This window comes from Paenibacillus taichungensis (assembly GCF_003287275.1).
In the GTDB taxonomy this organism is placed as follows: Bacteria; Bacillota; Bacilli; order Paenibacillales; family Paenibacillaceae; genus Paenibacillus; species Paenibacillus taichungensis_A.
Map to the genome: position 1 here is coordinate 441,542 of NZ_QEVW01000006.1, position 19,039 is coordinate 460,580.

Sequence of the window (19,039 nt, forward strand, 5' to 3'; positions counted from 1 at the left end):
GAATACATGATGAGTACATCATATACCCAAACAGCCATTATTACAGGAGCAGCCGGAGGCATCGGTAAAGAATTGGCACGTCGCCTTGCTGAACGCAAAATCAATCTGGTGCTGGTCGATCTGAACGAAGAAGCCATCCAACAAACCATCACGGAACTGGAACTCGACAAAGAGCACGTCATTGCGGTGAAAGCAAACGTATCTCAAGAATCCGACGTGAAAAATTATGTGCAAAAAGCACTGGATGCTTTTGGCCGAATCGATTATTTTGCCAACAATGCCGGGATTGAAGGTCCAACCGGACTGATCGAAGATCTAAGCGTTGAAGCCCTCGATCTCGTATATAACGTTAATGTGCGCGGTGTATTCCTTGGTTTGCAGAACGTCATCCCTGTCATGAAAAAACAAAAATCTGGTGCGATTCTGAATACCTCTTCCCTTGCAGGTCTGATGGGTGCTCCAGCCGTATCTCCATATATTATGTCCAAACATGCCGTGGTTGGCCTCACGCGTACCGCTGCGAATGAACTGGCACCTTATGGTATTCGGGTTAACGCGGTATTGCCAGGCACTATTAATACCCGCATGATGCGCCAAATCGAAGCAAACTCCGGTAATGTGGAAGATTATCAATCCGCTACCGTATCCGCAATTCCAATGGGCCGCTACGGTGAACCGGAAGAAGTCGCAGCCATCATGAACTTCCTGTTGTCCGAAGAAGCTTCGTATGTCACCGCTTCCCTCTATACTGTCGATGGCGGTATGATGGGGCAATAAGAAGAATAGGGCTAGTCCAACGGGGCTGGCTGGTTAAAAGGTTTTTCCGAATGTACAATCAAAATGACCTCAAATTCCACAATAACGTGGAGGCTGAGGTCATTTTTTTAATAGATTGATTTAGATTTAGTCCACGTAGCCTGCGAGACCTTTTTCCATCAAGTAGTCCATTTCAGCATCCAGAATGCCTTCAACGGTCAACTCATCCAGTTTCACATCTTTGCGGCTCAGAATGTAGTCGGCCAGATCGTCACCATCGATATCCACATCGCCTTTGGCATTTTCATGCGCCTTGTTAATGTACGCCTGCTCGTGCTTCAGTACAAGAGCGATATTCGCTTCGCTTGCCTTTGTCTTCTCTGCAATATATGCCTTCATTTCCTGTTCATTAATTGAATTTGCTTCAGTCACGTTAAGTCAGCTCCTTGATTCATACGTTCTGTTGCCATTGTAGCATAGGTTAACCCACAACAGTCATGCCTTATTCCTTACCCCTAAGATAAACGAACGTAAAATGTTGCGCCTTCCCCTACCACACTGCGGGCATAAATTTCACCTTTATGCTGCTCCACGATCGATCTTGCAATCGCAAGACCCAATCCATGTCCACCATGTTTCCGTGCTCTGGAGGCATCAGTACGATAGAAACGATCGAATATCCGGTCCAGATGTTCAGCAGCAATGCCCTCTCCCGTGTTGGAAACGGCCAGTACAACATCATTGTTATGTTTCTTAAGCGATACGTTGACCGAGCCTTTGGCTCTGGAGTATTTCACAGCATTATCGAGCAAAATCAGAATGACTTGCTTAATCTGTTCGCTGTTGCCATGGACCATGAGCTGCGGCTCAATGCTGTAGTCCAGAGATATATTTTTCTCAAAAATCACGGCCTCCATCGTTAAAATAATGTTCTCCACCGCATCGCTCATATTGAATTTGGCATGAATCATCGAGGATCGCGAATCATCAATTTGAGTCAGATATAACAGATCATTCGTCAGTCCCGACATGCGTTCCGTCTCCGACTTGATGTAATGCAGCCACTTGGCCTGATTCTCAATCGTATCCTCCCGGTTCGCGAGAAGCACATCCGTGTTGGTATTGATGATTGCCAGCGGTGTTTTCAACTCATGTGAAGCATCGGCTATGAACTGCTTTTGCTTCTCGAAGGCTTCCTTGACCGGGGTAATGGAGCGATTGGCGAAATAGCGGCTCAGGAAGAAGATAACGATCAGCATAATCAAACCTACAACAGCAAAAGTATAAATCAGATTCGTAAGGATGCCCTGTTGGGCCGTCACATCGATGAACACAATCATGTGCCCTGTACTGCTCGGGTCGATCACATAAGCCCAATCCGTTCCATTCAGCGTGAATTGTCCGGTCTTACGATCCAGATCGTTAACCTTGTTCACCTTTTGCAAAGCTTCAGTATAGAACGTGTCATCCATATCAAACCTGGAGTGCGTATCCGTGATTTTCCATTCACTGTCCGTCTTGATCATGAATGATACGGAGCGTCCCGGCGGCGAGTTCGGGTCACTCCCCGGCGCTCCATTGGCAATGGAATCCGATGGCTGTGATCCTGTCACTGAATCCCTGTCATCACCACGCGGCATCTTGCTGGAGTTGTAAGGACCATGATAGAAATCCGACACTTTGAACAGCTCCATGTTGGTTTCCCGCTGTACATTCTGGTACGTAATGATGTAGATCGTAGCAAAGGCAACCAGCATCATAATCGAGATGGATACCAGATTCACAATCAGAAATCGGTTTCTGAGTTTCTTGAACATCAGGCCGTCACCTCAAGTACATACCCCACACCCCGAATCGTATTGATGCGGACCGCGGAGTTCAGGAAGGTTAATTTCTTGCGTAAAAACGAGATGTACACCTCCACATTGTTATACTCCACTTCCGAATCGAACCCCCACAACTTCTCAATAATCTGCTCTTTGGAAGTAATGGCCTGTTTGCGAGTGATTAACAGTTCCAGCAGTTCATTTTCCTTCAGATTCAGCTTGATCTCCTTTCCTTGAACACTCAGCTTCAGCTGCGTGGTGTTCAGTTCGATGTCACCAAACTTCAGTCCATCCTCTGGAACGACTTCTCCCTTCCTTCTCAGGGCTGCCCGAATCCGGGCGAGCAATTCCTCCGTGGCAAAGGGCTTTGCTATATAATCATCCGCTCCATAATCCAGCCCAGTCACTTTGTCTGAAATTTCTCCTTTGGCTGTGAGCAGAATGACAGGCGTATGATTGCCTTCGCTGCGCAGTTTCTTCAGCACGGTAATTCCGTCCATTTCCGGCATCATGATGTCCAGCAACAACAGATCATAGATTCCACTCAGCGCATAATCCAGACCCGATCTCCCGTCATGCACCATGTCTACAGAGTAATTGTGTTTTTTCAATATTTGCGATACGGCTTCTGCCAAATGAACCTCATCTTCCGCAATAAGTATTCTCATCGGTTCTTCATTCCTCTGCATGAATTGGTTTCGATATAAGTCAATCTATTATACCAACGATTGTAGCAACCGAACCTTGAATCAATCTTAATTTCAGTTTTTTCGCGAACTATTAAAGGAAGGTAAAAAAAGATCAACGGAATGTAAAATCATTTAAGATTCATTCAAGGTTGGCGCTCTAAGATACAGACATGGAAGCAATACACGATGCAACAAAACATACAAAACATGGATGAAAGGACTGAACCCCAATGGCAATTGAAGTATTCAACCGATATGAGAGCAAATATCTCCTGACAGATGAGCAATACGAGAACTTCTACACCGATCTGCTGAAGTATATGGAGCTGGACGCCTATAACAAGAAACACGAATTCTACTCCATCAGCAACCTGTACTTCGATACTCCGCAGGATTCCCTAATCCGCGCCAGTCTCTCCAAGCCCAAATACAAGGAGAAGCTGAGACTGCGGGCATACGGAGTTCCTGAAGAGAATGCGAAGGTATATCTGGAGATCAAAAAGAAAGTATTTGGCCTGGTAAACAAACGCCGAACTGCCCTGAAGCTGGATGAAGCCTATGCATTCGTTCAGACAGGCAAGGCTCCTGATCTAGCCGATTATATGAACAAGCAGGTTATCGAAGAGATCAAGTATTTCCTTCGGCTGTACGATCTGGAGCCAAAAGTATATCTGGCGTATGAACGCAAGGCGTTGTTCGATAAGAACAGCCGCGATCTCCGAATCACCTTTGACACCAACATCCGCAGTCGCAGATACGATCTGAAGCTGGAGCAAGGAGATTACGGTGAACCTCTGGTGAAAGACGGTCGCTGGCTGATGGAAGTCAAAGCCGAAAAAACCGTTCCGATGTGGCTCTCCCAACTGTTATCCGAACACGGCCTATATCGCACCGGATTCTCGAAATACGGCAATGAGTACAGACATCTGGCCAGAACAACCAACCTGAACTACCAGACGGAGCGTATACTTGTGCCGGGTACAGACTTTAACCCATCCATAGAACAAGAAAAAACAATCACAGAAAGAGAGCGTGTCCTGTATGCTTGATTCCATCTTTAGTTCTGCACTAACCGATACAACTCTGACCTTCAGCAATGCCATTATTACCATCGGCCTTGCCATCATTATGGGGGCCATTATCAGCCTGACATACATGAAGACGAATCAGAGCACATACTCCCAAAGCTTTACACTAACCATGGTTGTCTTGCCAGTCATCGTAGCCATCATCATTCTTCTGATCGGCAGCAACATTGCCCGTGCATTCAGCCTCGCCGGTGCCTTCTCCATCATCCGATTCAGAAGTGCGCCTGGTGACCCGAAAGATATTGCTTATGTTCTGTTCACCATGGCTTCGGGTCTTGCCTGCGGTGTAGGCGCATTCGGTTATGCTGTGTTATTTACCATCATCCTGTGTGTACTGATGTTTGTTCTGAGCCGCTTCAATTTCGGAGCGAAGAAAAGCCAGCAAAAAACATTGAAGGTGACCATTCCCGAAAATCTGAGTTACGAAGAAGCACTGGACGAGGTATTCCACAAATTCAATGTCGTGCATGAACTTAAAAAAATCAGAACAACCGAGCTAGGCAGTCTGTACGAGCTGGTCTACAACGTGACCATTCATGAAAGTGTCAATCAAAAAGAATTTCTCGATATGATCCGTACCCGAAACGGTAATCTGGATATTTCATTAACCATGAGTCCAACAACCACTGAATATTAAAATTCGAAGGGAACGATAGAATATGAAAAAGAAAATCATAACTGGCAGCAAACTGTGGTCCGTCGCCATGATTACAGCAATGGTTACCGCTTGCAGCGCTCCGGCTGCAACCAGCAGTACGGCAAACGCCGCCGTGTCAACGACAGGGACAACCAAAACCGTATCCGTCAGTGAACAAACTTCTGTGAAATATGCAGATCTGGTCACTCTGGATGCAGACGATACTAACGTTAACTGGAGTGCAACAGATTCAACAACGATTAAGCTGAACGGCACGACCGCTTCCATCACAGGATCGGGTGCAAAAGTCGCAAACGGATCGGTAACCATCTCCGCAGCGGGCACCTATGTACTTAGCGGCAAGCTTACCGATGGACAGATTGTGGTCAATGTTGCTGATAAGGGCACTGTACATCTGGTGTTAAACGGAGCCACAATCAATGATAACGACAGCGCAGCTATCTATATCCAGAAAGCGGGCAAAGCCATCATTACGCTGGAGGAAGGCACCGAGAATGCCGTCTCCGATGGCAAAACATACGTATACGCCGACGATACAACGGATGAGCCAGATGCAGCAATCTTCAGCAAGGCAGACCTGACGTTTAATGGTACAGGCAAGCTGACGGTGACAGGTAACTATAATGAAGGTATTACGAGCAAGGATGATCTAAAAATCGTCAGTGGCACAATTAACGTCAAATCGGCCGATGACGGCATCAAAGGTAAAGATATGGTTGCCATTCAAGCCGGTACCATTACCATTGATTCAGAAGGTGACGGCATTAAATCCACCAACGACACAGATACAACCAAAGGTTTCGTAGCCATTGCTGGAGGTACATTTAACATCCAGAGCGGCAGCGACGGCATTCAAGCGGAAACTGCATTGGTTACGGATGGCGGCACATTTAACATCGTAACCGGAGGCGGCAGTGCCAATGCACCAGAAAAAGTAGAAGAAGGACCATTTGGCGGCGGTGGCGGTGGCGGCTGGGGTGGCGGAACACCTCCAACGGATATGGGTACACCACCGGATGGAGAACCACCGGCTGATATGCCGAGCAATAATGGAACGAACGCTACAGGTACAGCACCATCCGGCTCGACCAATGCACAAGCACCTGCTGATTCCAATGCAGATGCAGACACAAGCACAACAACAGAAGAAGAAACGACGAGCGCTAAAGCACTTAAAGCCGGCGTGGATCTCACCATCAATGGCGGTACGTATACGATCGATTCCATGGATGACTCTCTGCACAGCAACAACAATGTGACTGTCAATGACGGCAAGTTCAGCATTGAATCGGGCGATGACGGCATTCATGCAGATCAGGCGCTTACGATCAACGGTGGAACAATCGTGATTGCCAAGAGCTATGAAGGTCTTGAAGGAGCAATCATTACTCTGAACGATGGAAATGTGGATGTCACTGCATCAGATGATGGCGTGAATGCGTCGGGTGAAATCACAGCAACGGATGAAGATGCCGATGCTACGACGTCTACAGATGACAGCACGCAGGCAGAAGACACTACTGCTGCTTCCAACAACTCTGTTACTGAGACGAAAGGCACAACATCAACTACCGATCAATCCAATCAAAGTACGAACGCGGATAGCAATGGCCGTCCACAAGGTGGTGCGCCAGGTGGAATGATGGGTGAATCTGCCAGCAACAGTGAACTTCATATCAACGGTGGTTCCCTTACCGTCAATGCTGGCGGCGATGGACTGGATTCGAATGGCTCCATCTATATGACAGACGGAACCGTCATTGTGAACGGTCCAACAGACAATGGCAACGGCGCGCTGGATTATGACGGTGACTTCGAGCTCAGCGGCGGATATCTGGTCGCAGCGGGAAGTTCGGGCATGGCTCAGGCCACATCTGAAGCATCGACTCAAAATACCATTGCCATGACGTTCCCTGAAACGCAAAAAGCAGGAACACTGGTACATGTGGAAGACAGCGAAGGCAACAATATCCTGACCTTTGCTCCAGCGAAAGACTATCAAACGGTAGTTGTCAGCTCCGCGGATCTGAAAAAAGACGGTTCTTATGTGATCTACTCCGGCGGATCATCAACTGGCAAAGCAGTGGATGGACTTTACACAGACGGAACGTATAGTGGTGGAACCAAAGTGGTTGCCTTCCAATCCACAAGCAATGTAACTTGGGTGAATGAATCTGGTGTAACAACTGCCAATTCAGGTATGGGTGGTCCAGGCGGAGGTCGTGGCCAAGGTGGATTCGGAGGCGGCAGAAACAGAACAGAGTCCGGTACATCAGGTGCAACAACCAACACCACAGGTACAACGGATAGCGCAAAATAAGCTAAGATTCCGACCATAAATGACCCACATAAAAAGATGATTTAAAAAACAAGGGATGTCCCATAAGTCATGAATATGACGTGGGCCATCCCTTGTTTTTGATATTTTGTTCTCTAACGAACCTGGTACACGCTATTCACTCCCATTTCCCTTGGTTTGAAATCTAACGAATCGAAGTGGCGTTATTTCGTCAATTGGGCCGATTTTGTAGGTTCTGACAACGTATTGTGAAGGAATAACGTTGCTGAGGTTCGTTAGGCACTCAAAACGTATAGACATACACCTTCGTACGCAGCGTATCCCGGCATGTAATCGTCCGTAGCGGTATCTTGCCTGGCAATGCAAAACAGACGCTAATTACCTTTGCTCCCGGCGGCAGCTCCCGATTGAATTTTTCCACGAGTCGGTTCATCGCTCCAGGGAACAAATAACAGATGACGCAATCTGCGTGTTCATATGAACTCGTATAGATGTCGCCACGGATGAATCGCAGCCGCCCCTCCAGAGAATGGCGCTTTCCCTTCGCTCGCCGTAAGCGAACACTTAGAAAAGCAATCCATTGGGAGGCCCATAAAGGAATGATAGAATTTTCAATGCCCGTTAGCCGTTTGCCTGGGCAATGCCTTACGACGTCCAGTGCGAGCGTTCCCCACCCGGAGCCTGCTTCAATGACGTCGCCGTAACCGGGAATGCGGTTGACCTCCTGAATGACTGTCTGCCTGACGATGCTGGATGTGGGCATCGGTGAGATTCCATTTTTCCAACTGACCAGCACGATGGAAATTACAGATATAAGTGTCACCACAGCAATCAGCCATGGTATAAATTGAAATATGAACATAACCTCAACCCTTTGGAGTTTAATTAAGAGGCGGCATTTGCACCTTCATCATAACAAAAGAAGCTTCCCCAGGTCTAAAAAACCTGACAGAAGCTTCCTTCATGTTATTCTATTTTGGTTTAATCTCATTCCATCCCGCTGCTCATTTCACTCATTCAGTCCGGCACATGGGACTTCATGTATACACCCTTTTTGTACACCGATTTAATTGTAAAATGAACTCCCAGCTTGCGATTCGTCCGGTAGATCAACGAGTTGATCTCGTCAATCCCTACAGACTCACTCTCCAGCATGCTTCGCTCCGGCCACACTTGGCCGACAATCTGCTCCCGTGTCACAAAGTGATCCAACTGGCTGTACAATAGCTTGAACAGTTGGTACTCCTTCTTGGACAGTGGAATCTCCACTTCTCCAATCTGCACGGTTTGCAGGTGATCCTGTAAACGCACGCCCTCGCCCAGCAGGTCAGATAGCCGATATTCTCTCGTTTCTTCGAGATCCCCTTCTACGCGAAGCTGAATCAAGCCGTTGACCAACGTCAGGCTGTCTCCTTCGGCAAAAGGGTATTTCTCATAAGGAACGAGACGCTGCCCGTTCAATTCCGTTCCATTTTTGCTATCCAGATCCTCAATCCACAGTTGCTGCTGCACATCATAATGAATGCGGCAATGCCGCTTCGATATCAACTGATTGTAGACAGACAAGTCCAATTCATCTCCACCCGTGTAACGCCCCACTGTAATGGAACGCCCCTGGCTGACATAAGCGAACGAACCGTCACTTTCCTGCCCTGGCGTACGAATGACGATTTTTGCCGTCTCCCGCATGTTATTCTCCCACCTTCAAATATCACTCTATCTCTATGAGCGTTCCGTTCATAAATAATGATAAATTCATCAGATTTGTTCCATTGTTTGCATCCATAATAATTTATATAGTGTATACAGGCATCGTTATATGCTTTTCTCTACTATACCAGACGTTGTGCCTTTTTTCTCATAACAGTCGTATGCATGCCTTAGCCCAATCAACAAGAGAGGTCCCTCATATGAACAAAAAAAACATTTTCATATATGTGCTGCTCGCCTTCACCCTGTCCATTACATTAACTGTGCTCTCCCGCATCAATGATGATCGCGGAGAATCATTGAAAGGCATACCCGTAACCGAAACATCATGGTTGCAACTGAATACCCAGCCGTAAGTATACTCTATTATAACGTGATCAACAGAAAAAACGTTTCATGAATGTCATCTTATGCTGGGTCATGCCACCCTGAATGAGGATCATATCTTAATCCATTCAGCAGAATAAGGCCCCTGGACGCTAACAACCAGCGCTCAAGAACCTCATTTTAATGCATTTTTAGGATATGGATACCGATAAGTTCATCCGATTATGACTTTTGTCAGAAGCGATGTTGCAACGGCATTCCCTGCACTTAACGCCGCTTTTTGCTGATACCAAATTTCCTCCACCCATAGACAATGAGCGCTACAGGGCCAGCAATCCATAACAATTGCCATAACATGATACTCAGGTCAAATCCCATGTTGCATCCCTCCCCCAAAGATTGTGAATACTGCATCAACTATCCTTAAATTGGTTCTTTTCATCCTCCGGCAGATCGGATTCATCAGACTGTTCGGTCTCTCTAACCTGAATTTCCTCCATCCGGCTTGACACCTTCTGATACAGATAAGAAATTCCAAGCAACAGTACGCCAAAGCTGAAATAGGCAATGATCTTGCTGCCCGATGTAAGCAATCCCACATCATAGAACACCATTTTCCCGGTGGAAAACAACGTCAGTCCCAGACCTAGGCGCCGAATCATTACATATTTTCTGCGGAACCCATAGGCAATGTACAGGATCGCAAGCAGTAGATAGATTAGGCTGAATAACAGCCCTACATCTCCCCACTGGAATTGGATCGTCAGAAACACAGTGATGACACCCAGCAGATAGACCCCTGCGATAACCGGATACCATTCAATGCTTTTGAACTGCCCGCGGATTGCCGTGATTAGCAGATCTCTTCCAGCAAAAAACACGCCCACATTAAATATGATTAATACAAGTAAACCTACGACTTCAGCCGCGGTGTGCTGCTGAACATCCGGCTGCAGTGCCGGCATGGATAACGTTACTGCCAGAGCAATACAACAGCCCACCGCATGCAGGAAAATGATATAACCCTGCACGATCCGATCACGCAAGAGCCTCACTTTACCCAATCCATAGGCCATGGCAATGGTCAGCGCAGCGAACATCAGCCATTTGTAGAACAGGTATAACAGAAATGAGTCATCGACTGCTTTCATATACAATTCATTTGATTCATACAGCACATATAACCACAGATTGGCGAGTGTGACGTACTTGAATGCATTCAAGAAGCCAAGCTCTGTCTGGCTATAATGATACTTCTCCCCGGATAGGGAGCCGTTGCGATCCAAGGCGTAATAGAGCGTAATAAGCAGCGCACCCAGCGTAATGCAGGAGTATTTTAGCATGAAATAGGATTGCTCCCCCATGATGAACAGCACCAGCACGTCATAGTACACAAAGGTGAACATGCACAGAAGCACGATTCCCCATCCAGCACGTTCCACCAATTTGAACCGCTTCAGATGTCCGAGCGTAACCAGCAGAACTCCTTCGATCAGCCAACCCATAGACAGCCACTTCGCACCAAACTGGAACGGTATAATCAGAATGGCAAAAGTCAGGGAAGTCACGTAGAACAATAGAAGGGTCTGCTTTTCCTGAGGCATCCTCTGCTGGATAAAACGGGCGAGTCCGAAATAGACCAGAGCGAAAATCAGAGCTAGCAAGCCTTGTGCGTCATTCCAGCCCGCTGCATCGAACAATACATACAGCATCAGGCAGCTGATGCTCGTATTCATGGCGAGCAAAGCAAAGTCCCACCAGGTTAACTTCACCCGATGTTTGAAGGGATACGCAAGTGTAATGCCGAGATATAATGCAAATGTCACAATGGAATACACCATGCCGATCTTCTCACTTGGTGAAAGCCATAACAGGATGAGCATGGACGGTGTGTTGAACAGAAAACTGATATAATGCACAATCGGCCACCGTTTGCCAAATGAAATCAAAACAATAATTCCGTTTAAGAGCAAAAGATAGATCATGGCAACATAAACAGCCGAACCTTGAAGACCGAAATAGGCCATGTAGGAGATTAACGGCAGATACCCTCCAACCAAGCCAAGTGAACAGATGGTCCTGGACTGATACCTCAACGATAGCAGCACGGATATGGCCGAAACCAACACTGACAAGGCAAGTCCCGTATATAACCCGATGATATGCAATAAAAAATAGCTGTAGAAAATGGAACCAAACAGAACAGAAATCCCGCCTCCGAGCAGACCCATCGCGAACGTCTGTCTTTTACGCCGGAATAGCCATTCTCCCCCGGCAAGCATTAGCGCACCAAGCAGGAAGAACGCTCCGCCTTTCACCTCATCGCTGAACCAGGTCTTGTAGGAGTACTGAAAGGCTGCACCAACACCCAGAATTATAAGCAGGATGGCGACCTTATTAATCCAGCTCAGGCCAATCTTCATCTCCATCCGGTTCTGGCGAATGCGCCGCTGAATGGTCTCTTCGCTTAAACCTTCTTCCGCCATATGCTCATATCCTTGTTGCATCTGACCGCGTAGTGCCTCTTCTCTCTCCCACAGGGTCTGTCTATGCGCCTCAATTCGTTCCTGCACCTCAGCAGCCAGATGAGCAATTCTCTCCTTCATCTCACGGGCATCACCCTGAAATTCCTCTGAAGCCCTGTTGAATATGGCATTTAAATTCACTTTGGCGCGATGTTCATGCGCCGCGAGTCGATCATTATGTACACTCGTCTTCCCTCGAAAATACGTCTCCATCTTCTCCTGGGATACACGAATAAGATTCAATTTCTCATCCAGCATCTGTTCAGACAGAGCCATCCGAAGACGGGCATTCTCTTCCTCCATCTTGCGAGTGCGTACTTCAAGCTGTTGCAGCTTGAGTTGATGCGCTTCATATTGCGCTCGGAGCTGTTCATTCTGTACGATCAGATCATCCGATTGATACTCCTGAAGCAGGGCATTATATTCCTTTACCAGCTGCTTCTGCTGCTCCTGAACCTGGTGAAGCCGATCCTTGAACTCTTTCATGAGCTTCCTCCGTTGGTTGATGTTGAATTCATTACCTATATTTTACTATATGTATGCCATAAAATGGGGTTTCAGGAATAGAATCATTTAACCGTTCTCTGCGGATCGGAAGTCGTTATGGGATTTATACCAAATGCATACATAACAAAAAGCCCGGGAAGCATCAGCTTCCTGGACTCTAATTCATTGATATAGTCATACTGTACACGTATACAACTTCTGGTCATCTTACTGAGAATCGGATACTTGCTTACGCCGGATCTTTCGTATCCGCCGTCTCCGGCTCCATAATTTCAGTGGTATCTGGGTCTAGCCAGTTCGCGAGCAGGGTTCGCACATATTGCAGATCGCTCTCTGACAAATCATAGTACCACGTCCCGCTGCGCGTTGCGCCTTCACCCTTAAGCATGTAATTGCTGATTGTTGGCGTGCTGTCTTTCATATATAGAGACTCGGCAAATTTCACGATGAAATCCGAGTTCATGTTGGTTGTAAAATTCGATCCGGCAATCTGGATAACGTCCGGGATCTTGGTCAGATTTTTGACCTCAAGCGCACGATTCATGAAGGCACTTAAAAAAAGACGGTGCCGCATCGTCCGATTGAAATCGGAATCTTCCCGGTAACGCACATAGCCCAGCGCTTCTTCGCCGCTGTATATCGGTTTGTTCGCTTCAACAAACAGCTTCTCATGTGCTTTCGATTTGTTCTCAATATTTTTCTTGATCGGCAATTCAACACCGCCAACCGCATCAACAATATCCTTGAGTCCGTTAAAATTAATCGCGGCATAGAAATCGACTTTGTTTTCCAACAGATGCTCCACAGTATCCATCGCCATCTTTGCTTCACCATGCGCATAGGCTGAGTTAATCTTCGACTTCACATCCCGGCCGATAATATCGGTATAGGAGTCACGCGGAATGGACAGCAGCAACACTTTATTTTCTTCCGGACGCACAACAGAATAGATCATGGTATCCGATCGGCTTGGTTCGTTATCCCGTTGGTCAATTCCTAGCAACAACAGCGAGAATGGATCGGTATGTTCTACAACGGGTGCATCCTTATCGCCAACAGGCTTGAAGGATTCATCGAGCGTTTCCTTTACGGTTTCCGAAGCAAACAGATTAAATGCAAACACAACGAGTTGCTTTTGATAGATAAATCCGAGTCCCCCCAGCACAATCAAAGTACTCAGGATGATAATCAAAGGTTTCTTCCATCTCTTCTTCGGTTTCTTCGGCTTCCGTCTGGTTAAATGTGCAGCACTGTTCTCCATCATATCTCCTTTAATAACGGTCTTAGAATCATTTAACTATATTAATAACACGTTTTCAATAGATTACGTTATAATCTGCTATACAAGAAATGACACAGAAGGAGCGATGAACGATGGAATATCGACGTTTGGGGAATAGCGGTCTGCGCGTTTCCTCACTTGGACTGGGCACCAATGCCTTTGGTAAACGGGCGGATGACCCAACTTCTATCCGCATTATTCATGCGGCACTGGATCAAGGAATCAATTTTATCGATACCGCCAACATCTACGCCGGAACGGAATCGGAGCGGATTATCGGACAAGCCCTGGCAGGCAGACGTGAAAACGCTGTGCTTGCTACCAAAGCCGGTCTCCCCCGGCACGAGGGTCCCAATGGGCGCGGTTCATCCCGCTATCATTTGCAGCAAGAGCTTGAACATAGCCTGCGGCGTCTGCAAACGGACTATGTGGATCTGTATCAGATCCATACCTTTGATCCGCACACACCACTGGATGAGACACTGCGCACATTGGACGATATGGTCACTTCCGGCAAAGTCCGCTATATCGGAGCTTCCAACTATGTAGCCTGGGAGCTGATGAAAGCTCTGGGTACCAGCGAGCTAAAAGGATATGTACGTTATATCTCGACCCAAACCAGCTACTCGCTGGCTGATCGCACACCTGAGCTTGAACTTGTACCGCTGTGCCTTGACCAAGGCGTCGGCATCATTCCATATTTCCCGCTGGCTGGCGGCATTCTAACAGGTAAATACAATGGCGAAGCTGGCGTGCCTTCCGGTTCCAGAGCGGATACTGATCCGGCCTTCAATCGTTTCTTGTTGGAACATAATATTAAATTAGGTGAGCAAGTCAGTGAAAAGGCATCGGCGTATGGCTGCTCCCCAAGTGTCCTGTCGCTCGCCTGGCTGTTGGCACGCCCTGCTGTTTCGACGGTTATCGTTGGTGCAACGAGCACCGAACAGCTGGAGCATAATCTGGCTAGCGTGGACATGAAACTAACCAATGATATGATTTCCGAGCTCGACCAACTCAGCGACTCTTTCCGCTATGGTAAGCCATTTGCGACTTATCGGATTGATTGAATCAACACAAAAAACCTCCCGGCTAAAAAGCCCGGGAGGTACAACTTCACTACACATTGTAGTCTAATAAACCATAGAAAAATTCTTTCTATGCATTAAACATCTGTTTTATATCGAATAAATTCCTGCATGATTTCCATGTATTCGTCCTTACGATCACTTAACACATCAAAGAACACCTTGTCCGCAGCTTCAACAAGATGAATACCTTCAAGCGCCAAGCGGGTTCCTTCCGGCGTTGTTGTAATAATATTCGCACGGGTATCGGTAAGATGACGCTTGCGAGTTATCAACTCTCTCTTTTCAAGAGCACGGAGAACTTGAGAAGTAACGTTAACATCCACATTGGCAAATTGCGCAAGCTGGACCTGAGTTACTCCTTTACCCTCGTTGTCGCGTTCATTGAGCCACACACAGGCATGTAATAATACAAATTGGGGTTGTGTTAATTCCAAAGGCTCGAGCACCCTGCGTATTTCCTTTTGCCACATCGTAGTAACCTGCCATAGCAGATAACCCGGACTTTCCTGAGCATTTTTATATCGTGAGCTTTCCATCTCAATATACCTCCATCATTACACCTTGAGCTTCATCTTTTCTTATAACGTTTGTCGGAACGCATGTGTTTCAACGTAGTACATTTTCAGCGGAAAACATTAACGCGAAGGAATAAATTGCTTGACCCATTGGCCAAATCCATGCGGATTACGACTCTGAATCAGGACTGTCCCTTCACCCCGAAATCGGCATACTAGCCCTTCTCCACTGGTCACGCTGGATAACCAGCCTTGTGATGCTTTCTCAATACGATAATCCATATAATTGGGCCATGCCACCAAATGGGCATTATCTACGATTACTTCTTCACCCGCAGCCAGATTGATCGCATGGATAGCACCATAGGATGATAGGAACACGGTTCCTCGCCCACTGATCTCTATAATAAAGAAACCCTCTCCCGAGAAGAGACCTTTCTTCAAGTTTTGCATTTTGGTATTCACCTGGATGCCTTCGGTTCCGGCCAGAAATCCATCTTTCTGTACGTAGAGTGAATAGGAACCATCCAGCTCAATCGCCTCCACATCCCCCATGCTGGAGGGTGACAACAGAATTTCCGCAGATCCGCCTGTAGCCGTCAATTCCTGAAAAAAGAATTTCTCGCCACTGATCATACGTCCGAATCCGGCAAACATACCGCCTTCAGCCGATCCCTTCAAGTCAACAGTTGGTGTCATGGATACCATGGCCCCGCTTTCTGCCTTGAACCGTTCTCCCCGTTGCAATTGCACTTTAAGCATAGCAAATGCACCATCATATAGAATTTCATAGTTCATGGCTTCATCAGCTCCTTGTTGTCGGTGTTAAAATCATTTAACCCATTATCCTCCAACACGGAAGATTTGTCTCCGTATTCCTTAATAATATGTTGATCTCCCCAGTTACATAGCGCATTCAGAATCGGTTCCAAACTTCGCCCATAGTCACTCAGTTCATACTCCACCTTGGGAGGTACCTGATTGTACACAATGCGGTTCACGATCCCGTCATCTTCAAGCTCTCTCAGCTGCTGCGTTAACATTTTCTGCGTAATTGCGGGCATAATACGCTTAAGATCACTGGTCCGTTTCTTCCCGTGTGTCAGATGGCAGAGAATGACGCACTTCCACTTGCCGCCAATGACCTCAAGCGTCGCTTCAACTGAAATATTATACTTCTTTCTGATCATGCTGCATGTCCTCCCTGGAATTCTTTTTTCGAAAAGCAATTGCTATATAGGCACTAAAAAGTACGTAGGGTACTAAAAAGTACGTACTATTCATTTTATGTCGAATAACTCATAATAGCATTTGCCGGTACGCAAATCTACATTCTGGGGAGTTGAATAAGACATGCTACAAGATTCAAAACGCAGTACCTGGGCACTGCTGGCGCTGGCAATCAGTGCTTTTGCCATCGGCACCACTGAATTTATCAGCGTTGGACTGCTGCCCCTTATTGCAGATGACCTGGGCATTTCCGTAACGACAGCGGGACTGACCGTTACTTTATATGCATTAGGCGTAACCTTCGGGGCACCAATTCTGACCTCATTAACGTCAACGGTGTCACGCAAGACGCTGCTGCTTGCCATTATGGTTGTTTTTATCGCTGGTAACACCATGGCGGCGCTCTCGAGTGGAATTACCATGCTGCTCATTGCTCGAATTGTCTCCGCTCTGGCACACGGCGTATTCATGTCCATTGGTTCCACCATTGCGGCAGACCTGGTTCCTGCAAATCGCCGGGCGAGCGCCATTGCCATCATGTTCTCTGGCTTGACCATTGCTACCGTAACCGGTGTACCGCTGGGTACACTCATCGGTCAAAACTGGGGCTGGCGCGCAGCTTTCATTCTTATCGTTGTCGTAGGTGTTGTGGCCTTCATTGGCAACATGCTTCTCGTCCCATCCACGTTGCAACGTGGAACGCGAACTGCATTCCGAGAACAACTGAAGCTGGTGACAGGCGGACGGTTGCTGCTGGCTTTTGCCATTACCGCTGTGGGATATGGGGGAACGTTTGTGGTATTCACTTACCTGTCCCCACTATTGCATGATATCAGCGGGTATTCCGAGAAAACGGTCGCGGGAATTCTGCTGCTGTACGGGATCGCCATTGCTATCGGTAATATTATTGGAGGGAAAGCCGCCAACCGCAATCCACTCCGAGCACTCTTCTATATGTTTATCATTCAGACCGTCATTCTGGGCATACTGTATTTCACCGTTCCATTTAAGCTGGCAGCATTACTCACCATACTCGGCATGGGTCTGCTTGCCTTCATGAATGTGCCAGGGCTTCAGATGTACGTCGTGACACTCGCAGAACGATATGCTCCACAAGCCAAAGACGTCGCCTCCGCCTTCAACATCGCAGCCTTTAACGCAGGTATCGCAATCGGGGCATATTTGGGCGGTGTAATCACGGACTCCATCGGTCTAATTCATACCACATGGGTTGGTGCAATTATGGTTCTTGCCGCTGTTCTTCTGACTGGCTGGGCAAGAGTGCTTGATCGTAAAGATCCCTATTCTCCTTCTGAGATGTAAGACAGGACCGTCAGAAATCAGCCAAAACATGCGTCTTTCCAGCGTTAAAGTTACAACTCGGAACCGGTTTCGCCCTTTATTTTAATCTAGTATAATACGTTAATTCGAATTTAATCTACTATGACTTAATGAAGGATATCAGGAGTTATCGTTTCACATCGTTACTACCATTTTGATTCATAATATGAGGAGGACTTCACATGACAGCACAACATTTACAATCTACAGTAGCTTTAAATAACGGCGTTCATATGCCTTGGTTCGGACTTGGTGTATTTCAGGTAGAAGAAGGATCTGAATTAATCGAGGCCGTCAAACAAGCGATTGCTCACGGTTACCGCAGCATTGATACAGCCGCTATCTATGGCAACGAATCCGGTGTAGGACTAGCCATTGCCGAGGCATTGAAAGAGAATAATCTGAAACGTGAAGAACTGTTCATTACGTCCAAAGTGTGGAATGCAGACCTCGGATACGAGGAAACTCTTGCTGCTTTTGATGTCACGCTGAACAAACTGGGACTGGAATATCTGGACCTGTATCTGATTCACTGGCCAAAAGCAGGCAAATATAAAGGCGCATGGAAAGCGATGGAGGAGCTGTACAAAGCAGGTCGAATTAAAGCCATTGGCGTCAGCAACTTCCAGATTCATCACCTTGAAGATCTGTTGCAGGATGCTGAAGTGAAGCCAGCAATTAATCAGGTGGAGTACCACCCTCGTCTGACTCAAGCTCCGCTCAAAGCATTCTGTGAGAAAAACGGAATTCAATTGGAGGCTTGGTCCCCGTTGATGCAGGGTCAACTTCTGGATAATCCGGTTCTGACCGAGATTGCCACTGCGAAAGGTAAATCGGTAGCACAAGTCATCCTGCGCTGGGACTTGCAGAACGGTGTCATCACCATTCCGAAGTCTACGAAGGAAAAACGTATCGTCGAGAACTCTTCCATCTTCGACTTTGAATTGTCCAATGATGAGATGGAGCGTATTAGCGCTCTGAACGAAGATGTTCGCGTTGGACCTGATCCTGACAACTTTGATTTCTAATTGAAGATTGAAATTATGTAGGTGTAAATTTCTAGATGAAATTTAGAAGGGCAAATCCTTTTTGGAGCCTGCTTTAACATGCAATTGCCAAAAACCGCCGGATCAAGATCCGGTGGTTTTTGGTCTTCCCTTTTCTTATTTTCTTCTGTTTTAGCGCCGAGAAAAAATCC

General features: G+C 46.9%; 18 protein-coding genes. 8 read left to right on the top strand and 10 right to left on the bottom strand.

Features of this window, described 5'->3' with window-relative positions:
• The first annotated feature begins 9 nt into the window (after positions 1-9).
• Positions 10-777 carry an SDR family NAD(P)-dependent oxidoreductase gene (locus DC345_RS11160; protein WP_113053143.1) on the top strand — a complete coding sequence of 256 codons (768 nt, stop codon included), beginning with the start codon at positions 10-12 and terminating at the stop codon, positions 775-777.
• 126 nt (positions 778-903) lie between these two features.
• On the opposite strand, the gene DC345_RS11165 is transcribed toward DC345_RS11160, so the two are convergent.
• The 3 genes from DC345_RS11165 to DC345_RS11175 all read right to left on the bottom strand — a co-directional run bounded on the left by DC345_RS11165 (position 904) and on the right by DC345_RS11175 (position 3,250).
• Positions 904-1,155 (bottom strand): hypothetical protein, encoded by a 252-nt coding sequence (locus DC345_RS11165; RefSeq protein ID WP_029880845.1) that lies wholly within the window; start codon positions 1,153-1,155, stop codon positions 904-906.
• 116 nt (positions 1,156-1,271) lie between these two features.
• On the bottom strand, positions 1,272-2,573 hold the full coding sequence (locus tag DC345_RS11170; RefSeq protein ID WP_113053144.1) for a sensor histidine kinase: 1,302 nt from the start codon (positions 2,571-2,573) through the stop codon (positions 1,272-1,274).
• Complete coding sequence (locus DC345_RS11175) at positions 2,573-3,250, bottom strand: response regulator transcription factor (RefSeq protein ID WP_113053145.1); 678 nt, start codon at positions 3,248-3,250, stop codon at positions 2,573-2,575. The genes DC345_RS11170 and DC345_RS11175 overlap by 1 nt, the downstream gene beginning before the upstream one ends.
• 251 nt (positions 3,251-3,501) lie before the next feature.
• On the opposite strand from DC345_RS11175, the gene DC345_RS11180 reads away from it, so the two are divergent.
• Genes DC345_RS11180 through DC345_RS11190 form a run of 3 tightly spaced genes read left to right on the top strand, consistent with a single transcriptional unit; the run spans position 3,502 to position 7,337 of the window.
• Complete coding sequence (locus tag DC345_RS11180; RefSeq protein WP_113053146.1) at positions 3,502-4,320, top strand: polyphosphate polymerase domain-containing protein; 819 nt, start codon at positions 3,502-3,504, stop codon at positions 4,318-4,320.
• Positions 4,313-4,996 (top strand): DUF4956 domain-containing protein, encoded by a 684-nt coding sequence (locus DC345_RS11185; RefSeq protein ID WP_113053147.1) that lies wholly within the window; start codon positions 4,313-4,315, stop codon positions 4,994-4,996. The genes DC345_RS11180 and DC345_RS11185 overlap by 8 nt, the downstream gene beginning before the upstream one ends.
• Positions 4,997-5,018: 22 nt before the next feature.
• Positions 5,019-7,337, top strand: coding sequence for a carbohydrate-binding domain-containing protein (locus tag DC345_RS11190; RefSeq protein WP_113053148.1), 2,319 nt, complete (start codon positions 5,019-5,021; stop codon positions 7,335-7,337).
• A gap of 262 nt (positions 7,338-7,599) precedes the next feature.
• On the opposite strand, the gene DC345_RS11195 is transcribed toward DC345_RS11190, so the two are convergent.
• Complete coding sequence (locus DC345_RS11195) at positions 7,600-8,178, bottom strand: class I SAM-dependent methyltransferase (protein WP_113053149.1); 579 nt, start codon at positions 8,176-8,178, stop codon at positions 7,600-7,602.
• Between the two features lie 155 nt (positions 8,179-8,333).
• Positions 8,334-9,005: an FHA domain-containing protein gene (locus tag DC345_RS11200; protein ID WP_113053150.1), complete on the bottom strand. Its 672-nt coding sequence runs from the start codon at positions 9,003-9,005 to the stop codon at positions 8,334-8,336.
• Between the two features lie 221 nt (positions 9,006-9,226).
• Here DC345_RS11200 and DC345_RS31710 point away from each other — a divergent pair, with 221 nt between their 5' ends.
• On the top strand, positions 9,227-9,382 hold the full coding sequence (locus DC345_RS31710) for a hypothetical protein (protein WP_181586560.1): 156 nt from the start codon (positions 9,227-9,229) through the stop codon (positions 9,380-9,382).
• A gap of 384 nt (positions 9,383-9,766) precedes the next feature.
• Here the strand turns inward: DC345_RS31710 and DC345_RS11205 are convergent, their stop codons facing one another.
• Together DC345_RS11205 and DC345_RS11210 are read right to left on the bottom strand one after the other, a co-directional pair.
• Positions 9,767-12,364, bottom strand: a complete 2,598-nt coding sequence (locus tag DC345_RS11205) for a DUF2339 domain-containing protein (protein WP_113053151.1) — start codon at positions 12,362-12,364, stop codon at positions 9,767-9,769.
• 250 nt (positions 12,365-12,614) lie between these two features.
• Positions 12,615-13,649, bottom strand: coding sequence for an LCP family protein (locus DC345_RS11210; RefSeq protein ID WP_309304326.1), 1,035 nt, complete (start codon positions 13,647-13,649; stop codon positions 12,615-12,617).
• A gap of 110 nt (positions 13,650-13,759) precedes the next feature.
• Between DC345_RS11210 and DC345_RS11215 the strand changes: the two genes are divergently transcribed.
• Complete coding sequence (locus DC345_RS11215) at positions 13,760-14,734, top strand: aldo/keto reductase (RefSeq protein WP_113053153.1); 975 nt, start codon at positions 13,760-13,762, stop codon at positions 14,732-14,734.
• A gap of 95 nt (positions 14,735-14,829) precedes the next feature.
• Here the strand turns inward: DC345_RS11215 and DC345_RS11220 are convergent, their stop codons facing one another.
• The 3 genes from DC345_RS11220 to DC345_RS11230 form a co-directional block, all read right to left on the bottom strand.
• Positions 14,830-15,291, bottom strand: a complete 462-nt coding sequence (locus DC345_RS11220; RefSeq protein ID WP_113053154.1) for a MarR family winged helix-turn-helix transcriptional regulator — start codon at positions 15,289-15,291, stop codon at positions 14,830-14,832.
• A 99-nt stretch (positions 15,292-15,390) separates the two neighbouring features.
• Positions 15,391-16,068: a TIGR00266 family protein gene (locus DC345_RS11225; RefSeq protein ID WP_113053155.1), complete on the bottom strand. Its 678-nt coding sequence runs from the start codon at positions 16,066-16,068 to the stop codon at positions 15,391-15,393.
• Positions 16,065-16,460, bottom strand: coding sequence for a winged helix-turn-helix transcriptional regulator (locus DC345_RS11230; protein ID WP_053782581.1), 396 nt, complete (start codon positions 16,458-16,460; stop codon positions 16,065-16,067). Before DC345_RS11230 ends, DC345_RS11225 begins: the two co-directional genes overlap by 4 nt.
• A 163-nt stretch (positions 16,461-16,623) precedes the next feature.
• Here DC345_RS11230 and DC345_RS11235 point away from each other — a divergent pair, with 163 nt between their 5' ends.
• On the top strand, positions 16,624-17,823 hold the full coding sequence (locus DC345_RS11235; RefSeq protein WP_113053156.1) for an MFS transporter: 1,200 nt from the start codon (positions 16,624-16,626) through the stop codon (positions 17,821-17,823).
• Positions 17,824-18,023: 200 nt separating this feature from the next.
• Positions 18,024-18,869: an aldo/keto reductase gene (locus DC345_RS11240; protein WP_113053157.1), complete on the top strand. Its 846-nt coding sequence runs from the start codon at positions 18,024-18,026 to the stop codon at positions 18,867-18,869.
• Positions 18,870-19,039: the final 170 nt, after the last annotated feature.